General features: G+C 64.0%; 11 protein-coding genes. 10 read left to right on the top strand and 1 reads right to left on the bottom strand.

What is annotated here, in order from left to right; genetic code table 11:
* Positions 1-28 precede the first annotated feature (28 nt).
* The 6 genes from ftsZ (at position 29) to OHD62_RS24720 (ending at position 8,777) form a co-directional block, all read left to right on the top strand.
* The gene (gene ftsZ, locus OHD62_RS24695; protein ID WP_263788102.1) at positions 29-1,684 is read left to right on the top strand and encodes a cell division protein FtsZ; all 1,656 of its coding nucleotides are present in this window, start codon (positions 29-31) and stop codon (positions 1,682-1,684) included.
* Between the two features lie 276 nt (positions 1,685-1,960).
* Positions 1,961-2,908, top strand: a complete 948-nt coding sequence (gene lpxC, locus OHD62_RS24700) for a UDP-3-O-acyl-N-acetylglucosamine deacetylase (protein WP_263788105.1) — start codon at positions 1,961-1,963, stop codon at positions 2,906-2,908.
* 262 nt (positions 2,909-3,170) lie between these two features.
* On the top strand, positions 3,171-4,040 hold the full coding sequence (locus OHD62_RS24705) for an outer membrane protein assembly factor BamD (RefSeq protein WP_263788107.1): 870 nt from the start codon (positions 3,171-3,173) through the stop codon (positions 4,038-4,040).
* 13 nt (positions 4,041-4,053) lie between these two features.
* Positions 4,054-5,727 (top strand): DNA repair protein RecN, encoded by a 1,674-nt coding sequence (recN, locus tag OHD62_RS24710; RefSeq protein WP_263788109.1) that lies wholly within the window; start codon positions 4,054-4,056, stop codon positions 5,725-5,727.
* 150 nt (positions 5,728-5,877) lie between these two features.
* Positions 5,878-8,085, top strand: coding sequence for an NAD-dependent DNA ligase LigA (ligA, locus tag OHD62_RS24715; protein ID WP_263788110.1), 2,208 nt, complete (start codon positions 5,878-5,880; stop codon positions 8,083-8,085).
* Positions 8,085-8,777, top strand: a complete 693-nt coding sequence (locus tag OHD62_RS24720; RefSeq protein ID WP_263788111.1) for a DUF2461 domain-containing protein — start codon at positions 8,085-8,087, stop codon at positions 8,775-8,777. Before ligA ends, OHD62_RS24720 begins: the two co-directional genes overlap by 1 nt.
* Before the next feature lie 29 nt (positions 8,778-8,806).
* Here OHD62_RS24720 and OHD62_RS24725 read toward each other — a convergent pair whose 3' ends face one another.
* The gene (locus OHD62_RS24725; RefSeq protein WP_263788114.1) at positions 8,807-9,565 is read right to left on the bottom strand and encodes an SDR family NAD(P)-dependent oxidoreductase; all 759 of its coding nucleotides are present in this window, start codon (positions 9,563-9,565) and stop codon (positions 8,807-8,809) included.
* 153 nt (positions 9,566-9,718) lie between these two features.
* On the opposite strand from OHD62_RS24725, the gene OHD62_RS24730 reads away from it, so the two are divergent.
* The 4 genes from OHD62_RS24730 (at position 9,719) to OHD62_RS24745 (ending at position 13,479) form a co-directional block, all read left to right on the top strand.
* Complete coding sequence (locus tag OHD62_RS24730) at positions 9,719-11,122, top strand: aldehyde dehydrogenase family protein (RefSeq protein ID WP_263788116.1); 1,404 nt, start codon at positions 9,719-9,721, stop codon at positions 11,120-11,122.
* A 15-nt stretch (positions 11,123-11,137) separates the two neighbouring features.
* The gene (locus OHD62_RS24735) at positions 11,138-11,941 is read left to right on the top strand and encodes an N-formylglutamate amidohydrolase (RefSeq protein ID WP_263788118.1); all 804 of its coding nucleotides are present in this window, start codon (positions 11,138-11,140) and stop codon (positions 11,939-11,941) included.
* 14 nt (positions 11,942-11,955) lie between these two features.
* The gene (locus OHD62_RS24740) at positions 11,956-12,597 is read left to right on the top strand and encodes a helix-turn-helix domain-containing protein (RefSeq protein WP_263788120.1); all 642 of its coding nucleotides are present in this window, start codon (positions 11,956-11,958) and stop codon (positions 12,595-12,597) included.
* 156 nt (positions 12,598-12,753) lie between these two features.
* On the top strand, positions 12,754-13,479 hold the full coding sequence (locus tag OHD62_RS24745) for an ABC transporter ATP-binding protein (RefSeq protein WP_263788122.1): 726 nt from the start codon (positions 12,754-12,756) through the stop codon (positions 13,477-13,479).
* The last annotated feature ends 41 nt before the right edge of the window (positions 13,480-13,520 follow it).

A 13,520-nucleotide genomic window follows, 5' to 3' on the forward strand; every position in this document is an offset into this window, starting at 1 on the left:
GCGGCGTGAAAGGCAAAGGACGGAGACAATGACCATCAATCTGCAAAAGCCGGACATCACCGAGCTCAAGCCGCGTATCACCGTGTTCGGTGTCGGCGGCGGCGGCGGCAATGCCGTTAACAACATGATCACCGCGGGCTTGCGCGGTGTCGAGTTCGTCGTGGCCAACACCGACGCACAGGCGCTGACCATGTCCAAGGCGGAGCGGTTGATCCAGCTCGGCGCGCATGTCACCGAGGGGCTGGGCGCGGGATCGCAGCCGGAAGTCGGGCGCGCGGCGGCGGAAGAATGCATCGACGAGATCATCGATCATCTGTCGAACACCCATATGTGCTTCGTCACCGCCGGCATGGGTGGCGGCACCGGCACGGGAGCGGCCCCGGTGGTTGCGCGTGCTGCTCGCGAAAAGGGCATCCTCACAGTCGGCGTCGTCACCAAGCCGTTCCATTTCGAAGGCCAGCGCCGCATGAAGACGGCGGATTTCGGCATCGAGGAATTGCAGAAATGCGTCGACACCCTCATCGTCATCCCCAACCAGAACCTGTTTCGGCTGGCCAATGACAAGACGACCTTCGCCGATGCCTTCGCCATGGCCGACCAGGTGCTCTATTCCGGTGTCGCCTGCATCACCGACCTGATGGTCAAGGAAGGCCTGATCAATCTCGACTTCGCCGACGTCCGCTCGGTCATGCGCGAAATGGGCAAGGCGATGATGGGCACGGGCGAGGCCTCCGGTGAGGGGCGCGCCATGGCCGCCGCCGAAGCCGCGATCGCCAACCCGCTGCTCGACGAGACCTCGATGAAGGGCGCCAAGGGCCTGCTGATCTCGATCACCGGCGGCCGCGACCTCACCCTGTTCGAGGTCGACGAGGCGGCAACCCGCATTCGCGAGGAGGTCGACCAGGACGCCAACATCATCCTGGGCGCGACGTTCGACGAGGATCTCGAAGGCGTCATCCGTGTCTCGGTGGTCGCCACCGGCATCGACAAGTCGGCGGCTGAAATCGCCGCAGCGCCGATCGCCATCCGCGCGGCGCCGCCAAAGCCGGTCAACCGCCCGGCGGCTCCGGTCACGGAAAGCCGTCCGGCCCCCGTCCAGGCCGTCTATGAGCCACGCGCGGCCGATCCTGTTGCCGAGGCGATCCAGCTCGCCGAGGCGAATGCAGCAGCGATGGCGCGTCCCGCGCCGGTTGCCCAGGCGGATGACTTCCGCCCGCAGAACAAGATCTTCCAGGCGCCGCCCCCCCAGCCGCAGCCGATGCTGCAGCCAGTGGTCCAGCAGGCGATGCCGCAGCGTGAAGTGCTTCAGCCGGTGGCCGCGGCACCCCAGCGCATGCCGCGCGTGGAGGATTTTCCGCCTGTGGTGAAGGCTGAGGTGGAAGCCAAAAGCCGTCCGTCCGATCATCATGAGAACAGCGGCCCGATGGGACTGATCAAGCGCCTGACAAGCGGCCTGACCCGTCGCGAAGAGGAGCCCGCACGGTTGCAGCCGGCGCAGCCGCGTGAACCGAAACTGCGCCAGGCGGCACCCGAAGTGCGCCGCCTCGCCAGCCAGGATCCGCAGCTTTACGCGCCGCGGCGCGGCCAGTTGGACGATCAGGGCCGGCTGACGCCGCAGACCAGGGCCATGCAGGAAGACGATCAGTTGGAGATTCCGGCATTCCTGCGGCGCCAGGCCAACTGACCTGTTAACAGCCTGTAACAATTGTTAACAGGCAAGCAAGAGATTGTTTGCCTGTTAACTTATAAAACCTTTGCAAAACAGAGCGTTACGGTGCCGTGCTCACTTCGGGTGGCGGTTACAGAGAGTAAGAAACCGTGATTTGGAGTCTCCCTGCCGGATCACTATCTTCCCGCGACCAACATCGGTTTGCCGGGATTCGGGGAAGTGGCCCTGCCTGCCGATCAATCAAGCGCCGCGCCCTTGGGGCCGACAAAGCGGACTTGGGCAGCATGGGCTATGGGGTTTGTCTTGCAGGACTACCAGACGACACTTAAATCGCGTGCGACGCTGACGGGTACTGGCGTTCACAGCGGCAAGCCGGTTACCGTTCATTTCCTGCCGGCGGACGCCGACACGGGTGTGGTGTTCCAGCTTTCAAATGGAAGCGAAGGCCGCGAATTCCGCGCGCTTGTCTCCGAAGTCGGCGCCACTGACCTGTGCACCATGCTCGGTGATCCCGAAGGCGAGCACATCGCCACCGTCGAACATCTGATGGCCACGGTCTTCGGTCTTGGCATAGACAACATCGTCATCGAAATCGACGGCCACGAGGTTCCGATCCTTGACGGCAGTGCCATGCCGTTCGTCGAGGCCGTGGACCAGGTTGGCATCGACACGCTGCCGGTCAAGCGCCGGTACATCCGGGTGGTCAAGCCGGTTCGTATCGAGAACGGTGCCTCCTGGGCGGAATTCAGGCCCTATGACGGCACGCGCTTCGAAATCGAGATCGATTTCGAAAGCCCGGCAATCGGCCGTCAGCTCTTCGCGTCCGACATCAACCCCGATATTTTCCGCCGCGACGTCGCGCGGGCCCGAACCTTTGGTTTCATGAAGGATGTGGAGCGGCTTTGGGCCGCCGGCTATGCGCTTGGCTCGTCGCTGGAGAATTCGCTGGTGATCGGCGACGACAACCGCGTGATCAACATGGGCGGCCTGCGCTATCCCAACGAGTTCGCGCGCCACAAGACGCTGGACGCCATGGGCGATCTGGCGCTGGCCGGTGCCCGGTTCATCGGCTGCTTCCGTTCCTATCGCGGCGGCCACAGGCTGAACGCGGCGGCGCTGCGCCGCCTCTTGTCGGACCGTTCGGCCTTCGAAATCGTCGAGACGACGCGCCGCGAGCGTGGCCGCGCCGCCGAGATGAGCGCCGTCTATGCGCCCGTCTACGCCCCGTGGATGATCTGATTTTTAACGTTTTTCAGGCCTTATGAGGACCGAAATGTGTTGCATGAATGCATCACATTTCGGCGAAAAGGCATAGACTTTCAGGCGCTGCCAAACCGCCACAAAAATGTGCGATTGGCCGGCGATAGCGTTGCCGGGCAAGGCGGTTATGGTTTATGGCTGCTGCCGACAACTGGTGCATGTCGCCCAAAAGTGGGTGCCGGTTTGGGGACGACGACATGCAAAGTGCATTAAAATAACGCCGAAAGGGCGGAATCCAATCATGGTCTTCAAGCGAGTTGGTCAATCGAAAGCGCCGCAACGGGCTGTTTTCCTGGCGCTTTCGGTGGTTGTTCCGTCGCTTTTCCTGTCGGCCTGCATGTCGTCCGAGAAGGATGTCGACCTGTCGACCTATGTCGAGCAGACCGAGCCAGCCGACGTTCTCTACAATCAAGGCCTTGCCAATCTGAATGCCGGCCGCCTGGACGAGGCGAGCAAGAAGTTCGACGCGGTCGACCGCCAGCACCCCTATTCGGAATTCGCCCGCAAATCGATGGTGATGGGTGCCTTCGCCGACTATCGTAAGGGAAGCTATGACGAGGCGATCGGTTCGGCCAAGCGCTATCTCACGCTCTACCCGTCGACGGACGACGCGGCCTACGCCCAGTACATTATCGGGCTGAGCTACTACCGGCAGATCAAGGACGTCACCCAGGACCAGAAGGAAGCGCGTCAGACCGTGCAGACCATGCAGGATCTGGTGACGCGCTGGCCAGATTCGGAATATGTCGACGACGCCAAGGAAAAGATCCGCTTCGCCACCGATCAGCTCGCCGGCAAGGAGATGCAGATCGGCCGCTACTATCTCGAACGGCGCGAATACATCGCCGCCGTCAAGCGGTTCCGCACCGTGGTGGAGAACTATTCCAACACGCGCCATGTCGAGGAGGCGCTCGCGCGTCTTACCGAAAGCTATTATGCGATGGGTCTGACATCCGAAGCGCAGACCGCCGCCGCCGTGCTCGGCACCAATTACCCCGACAGCCAGTGGTACAAGGATTCCTACAAGCTCCTGCAAAGCAATGGGCTTGCGCCGCGCGAGAATGCCGGGTCATGGATATCCAAGGCCGGGAAGCTGATCACCGGCGCCTGATGCAGGCGTAGCGATGCTTTCCAGATTGTCGATCCGCGATATCGTTCTGATCGAGAAGCTGGACATCGACTTCTCGTCCGGCCTTTCGGTGCTGACCGGCGAAACCGGAGCCGGGAAATCCATCCTGCTCGACGCGCTGTCGCTGGCGCTCGGCGCCCGCGGCGATGCCTCGCTGGTGCGCCATGGCGCGGCGCAAGGCCAGGTCATCGCCGTGTTCGATGTGCCGCGCAACCATCCTGCCCGCCTGTTGCTTGCCAACAACGCCATCGAGGATGACGGCGACATCATCCTGCGGCGCGTGCAGACGGCGGACGGCCGCACCCGCGTCTTCGTCAACGACCAGCCTTCCAGCGTGACGCTGATGCGCGATGTCGGCCACGCTCTGGTCGAGATCCACGGCCAGCACGATGAGCGCGCCCTGGTCGACCCAGGCGCGCATCGCGAATTGCTGGACAGTTTCGGCGGCCATCTCGGCGCGGTCCGGGCGACCGGCGAAGCGTGGCGCTACTGGCGGGGCTGCGAGCAGGACCTGGCCAAGCACCGCGCCAAGGTCGAGGCGGCGGCCCGCGAGGCCGACTATCTCAGGGCCGCGGTCGCCGAATTGACGAAGCTCGATCCCCAGCCCGGCGAAGAGACCGAGCTGGCGGAACTGCGCGCCACGATGATGCGGGCGGAAAAGATCGCCTCGGAAATCCATGACGCGCAGGATGTGCTTTCCGGGCCGTCCTCGCCCTTGCCGCAGCTCGCAAGCCTTTTGCGTCGCCTGCAGCGCAAGGTAACGGAAGCGCCGGGTCTGCTCGACGATGTGGTCAAGTCGCTCGACGAGGCGATGTTGTCGCTCGACGCGGCGCAGTCCGGTGTCGAAGCCGCCCTGCGCGCCACCGAATACGATCCGCAGCGATTGGAGAAGGCGGAAGAGCGGCTGTTTTCGCTGCGCGCCGCCTCGCGCAAGCATAGCGTCGCGGTCGACGATTTGGCGCAGCTGCGTGACACGATGGCCGCCGATCTCGCCGATCTCGATGCCGGCGAGGAGCGCCTGCACGGGCTGGAAAAGCAGGCGGCGGCCGCGCGCGAGGCCTACGACATTTCGGCGGCACAGCTGTCGTCGCTTCGCCATGCGGCGGCCATCGGGCTGACGAAGGCCGTCATGGCCGAATTGCCGGCGCTGAAACTCGAACGGGCCGAATTCATCGTCGAAATGACGAGCGCGGCCGAGAGCCGCATGGAAGAAGGCATCGACCAGGTCGAGTTCTGGGTGCGCACCAATCCCGGCACCAGGCCTGGTCCGATGATGAAGGTGGCTTCCGGTGGCGAGCTGTCGCGCTTCCTGCTGGCGCTGAAGGTGGCGCTGGCCGACCGCGGCTCGGCACCGACGCTGGTCTTCGATGAGATCGACACTGGCGTTGGCGGCGCCGTAGCGGACGCTATCGGCCAGCGGCTGGCGCGGCTGTCGAAGCGCGTTCAGGTGCTTTCGGTTACGCACGCGCCACAAGTCGCGGCGCGCGCGGCAACGCATTTCCTGATCTCCAAATCCGGCGGCGCCGACAGGGTTGCAACCGGCATCGCCGAGATGGACCGGGCGGCGCGCCAGGAAGAGATCGCCCGCATGCTGGCCGGCGCGACCATCACCGACGAAGCCCGCGCCGCGGCCGAGCGGCTGCTGCGCGAGAATACAGCCGCGGCATAGCCACGCGCCATCCGATACAAGCCCGGCCTTTCGGACAGAGTCAGGATATGGCTCCATCCCGCTGTTCAGGAATGATTTTCCGGGGCCTGGTCTCTCCCTCACGGGAGAATCCTGTTCTATTGTGTCGCGCCACGTCCAGGGAAGAAAAACATGTCCGAAAAACCAGTCGATTCGCTGAACGAAAGCGAGGCAGCCAGCGAGCTGAAGCGGCTGGCGGCGGAGATCGCCGAGCACGACCGGCGCTACCATACCGAAGACGCGCCGATAATCACGGACGCGGAATATGACGCGCTGACGCGGCGCAATCTCGCCATCGAGGAACGCTTCCCCACCTTGGTGCGCGAGGATTCGCCATCGCGCCGGGTCGGCGCGCCGCCGGCGGAAGGCTTTGCCAAGGTGCGCCATGCGGTGCCGATGCTCAGCCTCGCCAAGGCCTATACCGACCAGGACGTTACCGACTTCATCGAACGCGGCCGGCGATTCTTCGACCGCGACAAGGACCTGGACATCGCCTTTACGGCTGAGCCAAAGATCGACGGGCTGTCGGCTTCGCTGCGCTATGAAGGTGGTGTGTTCGTGCAGGGCGCGACGCGCGGTGACGGCACCGTCGGCGAGGACATCACCGCCAATCTCAGGACGATCGCTGACATTCCCAAGCACCTGAAAGGCACAGGCTGGCCTGATGTCATCGAGATTCGCGGCGAGGTCTATATGACCTATGCGGAATTCGAGGCGCTGAAGGAGCGGTCGGCGGCGGCCGGCGGCCAGGACTACGTCAATCCGCGCAACACGGCGGCCGGGTCGCTGCGCCAGAAAGATCCATCCGTCACCGCCAGCCGCAATCTCAAATTCTTTGCCTATGCCTGGGGCTACACGACAGCGGATCCGGCTCCGACCCAATATGATTCGGTGCGGAAATTCGCGGAGTGGGGTTTCAAGATCAGTCCGCTGATGGTGCGGGCCAAATCGGTCGAGGAACTGGTTGCGCATTATCATCTGATCGAGGAGCGGCGCTCATCGCTGGGCTATGATATCGACGGCGTCGTCTACAAGGTCGACCAGCTGGAGCTGCAGCGCCGATGGGGCTTCGTCACCGGCGAGCCACGCTGGGCCGTTGCCCACAAATTCCCGGCCGAACAGGCAATGACGACCGTGCAAAGGATCGACATTCAGGTCGGTCGCACCGGTACGCTGGCGCCGGTTGCACGGCTTGCGCCCGTCACGGTCGGCGGCGTGGTGGTCGAAAACGTCACGCTTCACAATGAAGACTACATCAAGGGCCTGGACAGCACCGGCCAGCCGATTCGTGACGGCATCGATGTGCGCGTCGGCGATACGGTGGTGATCCAGCGGGCAGGGGACGTTATCCCGCAGATCGTCAGCGTCGTCATCGACAAGCGGCCGGCCGCTGCCGTGCCGTATGAATTTCCGCACACCTGCCCGATCTGCGGCTCGCCAGCGACGCGCGAGATCAATGAGAAGACCGGCAAGGAAGATTCCCGCCGCCGCTGCACTGGCGAACTGATCTGCCCCGCGCAGACGGTGGAAGGATTGCGCCATTTCGTGTCACGCGGCGCTTTGGACATCGAGGGGCTGGGCGCCGAGAACATCGACATCTTCTTCAATGCGGGATTGATCAAGACGGCCGCCGACATCTTCACGCTTAGGGACCGCCGTCCCGCCGTCACCAAGGCGCTGGCCGAGCGGCGCGAGGAGCAGGCGAGGCAACGCGAAGCCGCATCGGGCAAGACGCGCAAGAATGTGCGCAGCGTCGAGGAACGCAATTACGAAGGCCTCGACAAGCTCTTTGCCGCCATCGACGCGCGCCGCGAACCGGAACTCGACCGCTTTATCTTCGCGCTGGGCATTCGCCATATCGGCGAAACGACGGCAGCCGTGCTTGCCCGGACCTTCTCGACCATCGAGGAGCTGATCCGCGTCGGCAAGGAGACGGCGGCGGCGGCCGACCCGCACAGCGTCTTCCCATCGATCAACGGCATTGGCGACACGGTGATCGGCGCGCTGCGCGACTTCTTCGGCAATGAACGCAATGACGACGTGCTTGAAGCGCTGCTCAGGCAGGTCCATCCGAAGCCGTATGTTGTCGAGATTTCGGCGGACAGTGAAGTCGCCGGCAAGACGATCGTGTTCACGGGCACGCTTGAAAAGATGACGCGCCCCGAGGCCAAGGCGATGGCGGAACGCCTCGGCGCCAAGGTCGCGGGCTCGGTTTCCGCGAAGACGGATCTGGTCGTTGCCGGACCGGGCGCTGGTTCCAAGCTCAAGCTCGCCACGGAACTCGGTATCGAGGTGATCGACGAGGATGCCTGGCTCGTGCGCATTGGCAAGGGATCGTGATGGCAGGTGCATTCCAGGGTTTTGGGCAGAAGGCCATTCCGTTCTTGAAGGCGCTCGATTTCCATCAGAGCCGGGAGTGGTTCCAGGAAAACCGCGGTCTCTACGAAAGCGAGCTTTATGAGCCGTTCGCAGATCTCGTCGAGACGCTCTCCGAACGCTTCGCAGCAGTGGGACTGGGCTTGCGCGGCGATCGCAAGAAGTCGCTATTCCGCATCAACCGCGACGTGCGCTTTGCCAAGGACAAGCGGCCCTACAACAGCCATCTGTCGGCCATCCTGTCGCCGGACGGCACCAAGATGGAGCAGGGCGTGTTCTTCGTTTACATCGGGCTTGACCGTTGCTTTGCCGGCGTTGCCTGGTGGCAGCCTGGCCCGGAGCTGCTGCAGGCCATGCGAAAGGCGATCGCGACGAAACCGGCGGAATTCCGCGGCCTGATTGGGAGGCTGAAGAAGGCCGGCCTCGACCTCGACACGGAAGGGTGCATGAAGCGCGCGCCACGCGGTTTCGAGCATGTCACGGAGGCCGATCTCGCCCAGGCTGTCCGCAACCGGCATTTCGCCGTCCGCCACACGATCGAGCCGGCCGGAATCCACACGCCGGCCCTGGTCGAAGAGCTTGTCGATTTCACCTTGCGCGCCAGGCCGCTGCTCGACTGGGGCAGGGCGATCCAGGGGAAAGTCTCGACGAGTTAAGTTTGCCGGGTTTGGTCGCGGATGCGGTGTTACATCCGCATCAAAAGACCACCGTCAACGGGAAGCTCAATGCCGGTGATGTAGCTTGCTGCGTCGGAGAGCAGGAAGAGTGCTGCGTTGGCCATGTCCTGCGGCGTGCCGATCCGTCCGAGCGGAGCGTAACTGGCGACCGTAGAGCGCTTTTCCTCGGTGTCCCAGCGTGCCTGCAGCGGCGTCAGCGTCATGCCCGGACAGATGGCGTTCGAGCGGATGCGGTCCCCGGCAAGCTGCATGGCCAGCGATTTTGACAGAGCGCAGACGCCGGCTTTCGACGCCTGGTAGGCATCCTGCGGGTTCGGGTCGCCGCGATACCACTGGATGGTCGAGAAGTGCACCATGGCCCCGCCGCGTCCGCCAGAGCGCATGTAGGGAACGACCGATCGGGCCGTGTGCACAAAGGACTTCAGGTTGATCTTGAAGACCTCGTCCCAGACGTCGAGATCCATGTCGAGAGCCGACCTGTCGCGGCCGAACCACAGCACGCCGGCGACATTGGCGAGATAGTCGATGCCACCGCGCTCGCGGCCCGCCGTGCCGACGACCTGTTCGACGAAGGCGGCGTCGGTGAGATCGCCCTGTGCGAAAGTGAGCCTGTCGTCATAGGAGGCGAGGGACGCCGGACGAGCTTTCACGTCGATGGCGGTAACGGATGCTCCCGCTTCGAGCAGCGCCAGCGCGATGGCTTCGCCCATGCCGCCACCGGCGCCGGCGACAACCGCGTGCCTGCCGGTGAAATCATAAACGATCATCTGCTTGCCCTCATGTGCTCCGCCCAACGCGCGATCGCCGGACAATAGGGGCGGATAAAAATTCCATCAAGCGGTATTAGAAAAAATTTGCCAAAATGGAAAATAGCGATATCGTGCCGGGATGACTTCCCAGTTCGAATGGATTTCAAGACCATGAATTTGCATCCCGGCGCGCGGACCTTCTCCGTGACCTCTCCCGTCGACGGCTCGACCTATGTGACGCGCTTCTATGCCGACGGCACGGCAATCGAGGCCGCGCTGACGCGGGCCCGGGCCGCCTTGCCGTCCTGGCGGCGGGTGCCGCTGGCCGAGAGGCTGGCGATCCTGCTGCGCTTCGGCGAAGAGATGAAGGCCCGGGCCGCACCGCTCGCCGAAATGGTCGCGTGGCAGATCGGCCGGCCGCTGTGGCAGGCCGACGAGACGCCGCGCCTGGCGCTGATCGGGCAGTTGCTTGCCGACGTCGCGCCGGAAACGCTGGCCGACGTGCCTTATCCCTCGGATGAGAACATCCGCCGCTATGCCCGGCCGGTGGCGGGTGGCCTGCATCTGTCGATCTGCGCCTGGAACTATCCGACCGCCATGCTGGGCTATCTGATCACGGCGCCGCTTGCCGCCGGCAATGTCGTGGTCTTCAAGCATTCGCCGCAGACACCGCTGATCGCGGAGGTGGCCGAGGAAGCCTTCCGCGCCGCCGGCGGTCCTGAAGGCGTGTTTCAGAGCCTGCATCTCGACCATGCCGATGCCGAACGGCTGATCGCGTCCGGTGCCTTCAATGCGGTGAACTTCATCGGTTCGGTCAATGGCGGCCGGCGCGTCCATGCCGCCGCCGCCGGCACGTTCACGCAGGTGCATCTCGAGCTCGGCGGCAAGGACCCGACCTATGTGCGGGCCGATGCCGACCTCGAGGCGGCGATCCCGCAGATCGCCGAAGGCGCATACTCCAATGCCGGCCAGTCCTGCTGCTCGGTCGAGCGCATCTATGTCGACCAGGCGATCCATGACCGTTTCGTCGACGCCCTTGTCGCCGAGACGGCGAAATGGACCGTCGGCCACCCGATCGGCGACAAGCCGATGGTCGGCCCGGTGGTGCGGGCGAGCGCCGCCGACACGATCCGCGATCTCACCGAAAGCGCGGTGCGGGCAGGGGCGCGGCGGCTGATGCCGCAGGACGGCAAGGCTGCAGGGCTTGGCGCCGCCTATATCGCTCCGGAAGTTCTGGTCGGGGTCGACCACGGCATGCCGATCATGCGCGACGAGCTGTTCGGGCCGGTGGCTTGTATCCAGTCGGTCGGCGGTGACGACGAGGCGCTTCGGTTGATGAACGACAGCGATTTCGGCCTGAGCGCCTCGATCTGGACGCAGGACATCGATCGCGGCGTGGCGTTGCTCGACGAGGTCGAGGCCGGCACCGTCTATCTCAACCGCTGCGACCATGCCGACCTGCATCTGCCCTGGGGCGGCATCAAGAATTCAGGCCTCGGCCGCACCAACGGCCGCGCCGGCCTGACAGAAGCGACGGCGGCGAAGGCCTACCACGTCCGCTCCGTCATCGGTTGATTTGGAGGTTGCCCGGTGAACGCTGCGGGCCTTGCAGGGCTTGACGATGCGACCGTTGAGAGGCTGGCCGCAGCCAGTGTCGAGCGGCTGTTGCCCGACGTGGCGAACCCCTATCTGCTGATCGCCGAACACGCCGGCAATCTGGTGCCGGCGCCATGGCATGACCTTGGCCTTGCAGCGCCCTATCTTGGCACGCATTTCGCCGTCGATATCGGCATCGACGCCTTGACGCGCCGGCTCTCGCGCACGTTGCGGGCGCCAGCCGTCGTCGCGCATTATTCGCGGCTGTTCCTCGACTACAACCGCCCTGCCGGTGAGTGGGATTTCATGCGCCCGGATCTCGGTGGCATCCCGGTGCCCGGCAATCTCGTGGTCGATGCGGCGGACGCCAGGCTGCGCAAGCATATCGGCTGGGCGCCGGTCGAACAGGCGATCACCGAGGCCGCGGCAGGCAGGCAGGCGCTGATCTCGATACACTCTTTCACCCCGGTGATGGGTGGCATCAGGCGCGATGTCGATATCGGCGTGCTGTGGCGCGAGCCGTCGCCCTTCGTCACCTCGGTGCTCAAAACCCTTAGCGCGCATGGCGCCGAAGCGGGGCTCAGAATCGGCGACAACGCGCCGTACGATTGGCGCCAGGCCATCGGCTATACGCTGAACCGGCACGGGCTGGAGCAGGGCAGGCCCTGCCTCTATCTCGAAGTCCGCAACGACCTGCTTTCCGATCCCGAAACTTTCGAACTCGTCAGCCACACCCTGGAGAGTGCCTTTGCCACCGTCGCGATGTCGCTATGGCCGAAACCAGCCGTAGCCGTCTAAAGGCTGGACGCCCCATGGCGACGCCGCTAGAGCTTGTCGAATTGGAAACACGACAGCCAAGGGCATGGGCGATGCAGGGCAATGTGGGCAGCAAGATCAGGGATGCGCGCAAGGAGCAGAACATCACACTGCGCGACCTCAGCGAACGCTCCGGCCTTTCGGTCTCGCAACTGTCGAAGCTCGAGAACGGCAAGGCCCGGCTGACGGTCGACGTGGCGCTGATGATCGCCGGCGTGCTGCATGTGCCGGTGGCATCCTTCCTGTTCAGTCCGAAGCCGGGCATGCAGGCGCGCCGCTCGATCACGCGCGCCGGCAGCGGCATCCTGCATCAGGGCAATGCGATGGAATTCGAGGTGTTGTGCAGCGATTTTCGCGACAAGACCAACATTTTCTGGCGCGTCACGCTGCGGGCAAGGAGCTTCGAGGAGAATGGCGGCTGGCGCAGCCATTCGGGCGAAGAGTTCATCCATGTGCTCAGCGGCAGCCTGGAGCTGCACACGATCCACTATGACCCCACGGTGCTGCAGCCGGGCGACAGCATCCTGTTCGACGGCGAAATGCGGCACGCCTATATCGCGCTCGGCGAGGAGCCGGTCGTCATGCTGATGTCGAACACGGTTCCGCGCGACGGGCTTCCGGCCGGCGCCGGAGTCTGATCCTGACCGTTCGGATTCCAGGCCGGAAAATTCGGCTCTCGAAGAATATTTTCTAAAATGGAAAAAAATACTTGTTATGGAAAAGTCAGGGGTCTAGCATCCTGATGACCGGCTGACAGGAGAAAAAGCCATCGGCCGGGATGGGAGATGTGACCGATGCTGTCGGTTGAGGCAGTCAGCAAGACTTTTGGCGGCGTGCGGGCTTTGCGCAGTGCTTCACTGTCGTGCGAGGCTGGCGAAATCCTCGGCCTGATCGGCCCCAATGGGGCGGGAAAGTCCACGCTGGTCAATGCCATCTCCGGTGTGCTCAAGCCGGACACCGGCAGCGTCGGGCTGGCAGGCAAGGAAATCACAGGCCACGGTCCCGAGCATTGCGCGCGGGCAGGTGTGGCCCGCACCTTTCAGACCATCCGCCTGTTCAGGGATTTGACCGTCCGGCAGAATGTCGAGGTCGCCCATATCACCTGTCGCGCCGTCCGCCCCGATGTCGCGGCCCGCATCGGTGTCGATCGGCTGCTAGCCCAATATCAACTGGACGGCTTCGCCGATGTCCCGGCGGGGACACTATCGTATGGCAGCCAGCGCCGGCTCGAAATCGCTCGTGCGCTGGCGCTCGGTCCGTCGCTGCTTCTGCTCGATGAGCCGGCGGCCGGGCTCAATGAGGACGAATCCGAGACACTGGCAGTGGCGATCGAGGGCATTCGCAGGGATGTCGGCTGCGCGACCATCGTCATCGATCACGATCTGCGTTTCATCAACCGGCTGTGCGACCGGCTCTGCGTCATGGACCAGGGCCAGGTGATCGCCTCCGGGCAAACCGAAGAGGTGTGGCGCGATCCGCGCGTCATCGAGGTTTATGTCGGGCAGTCCGAGACATCGTGACGGCGCCCCGGAACTGCAGCAACAAGGAAGAAGGAGGGGTT

The organism is Mesorhizobium sp. YC-39 (assembly GCF_025753795.1).
Lineage (GTDB): Bacteria > Pseudomonadota > Alphaproteobacteria > Rhizobiales > Rhizobiaceae > Mesorhizobium.

Coding starts and splice junctions, on each gene's coding strand:
- ftsZ (WP_263788102.1), top strand. CDS start 29: ATGACCATCAATCTGCAAAAGCCGGACATCACCGAGCTCAAGCCGCGT.
- lpxC (WP_263788105.1), top strand. CDS start 1,961: ATGGGGTTTGTCTTGCAGGACTACCAGACGACACTTAAATCGCGTGCG.
- OHD62_RS24705 (WP_263788107.1), top strand. CDS start 3,171: ATGGTCTTCAAGCGAGTTGGTCAATCGAAAGCGCCGCAACGGGCTGTT.
- recN (WP_263788109.1), top strand. CDS start 4,054: ATGCTTTCCAGATTGTCGATCCGCGATATCGTTCTGATCGAGAAGCTG.
- ligA (WP_263788110.1), top strand. CDS start 5,878: ATGTCCGAAAAACCAGTCGATTCGCTGAACGAAAGCGAGGCAGCCAGC.
- OHD62_RS24720 (WP_263788111.1), top strand. CDS start 8,085: ATGGCAGGTGCATTCCAGGGTTTTGGGCAGAAGGCCATTCCGTTCTTG.
- OHD62_RS24725 (WP_263788114.1), bottom strand. CDS start 9,565: ATGATCGTTTATGATTTCACCGGCAGGCACGCGGTTGTCGCCGGCGCC.
- OHD62_RS24730 (WP_263788116.1), top strand. CDS start 9,719: ATGAATTTGCATCCCGGCGCGCGGACCTTCTCCGTGACCTCTCCCGTC.
- OHD62_RS24740 (WP_263788120.1), top strand. CDS start 11,956: ATGGCGACGCCGCTAGAGCTTGTCGAATTGGAAACACGACAGCCAAGG.
- OHD62_RS24745 (WP_263788122.1), top strand. CDS start 12,754: ATGCTGTCGGTTGAGGCAGTCAGCAAGACTTTTGGCGGCGTGCGGGCT.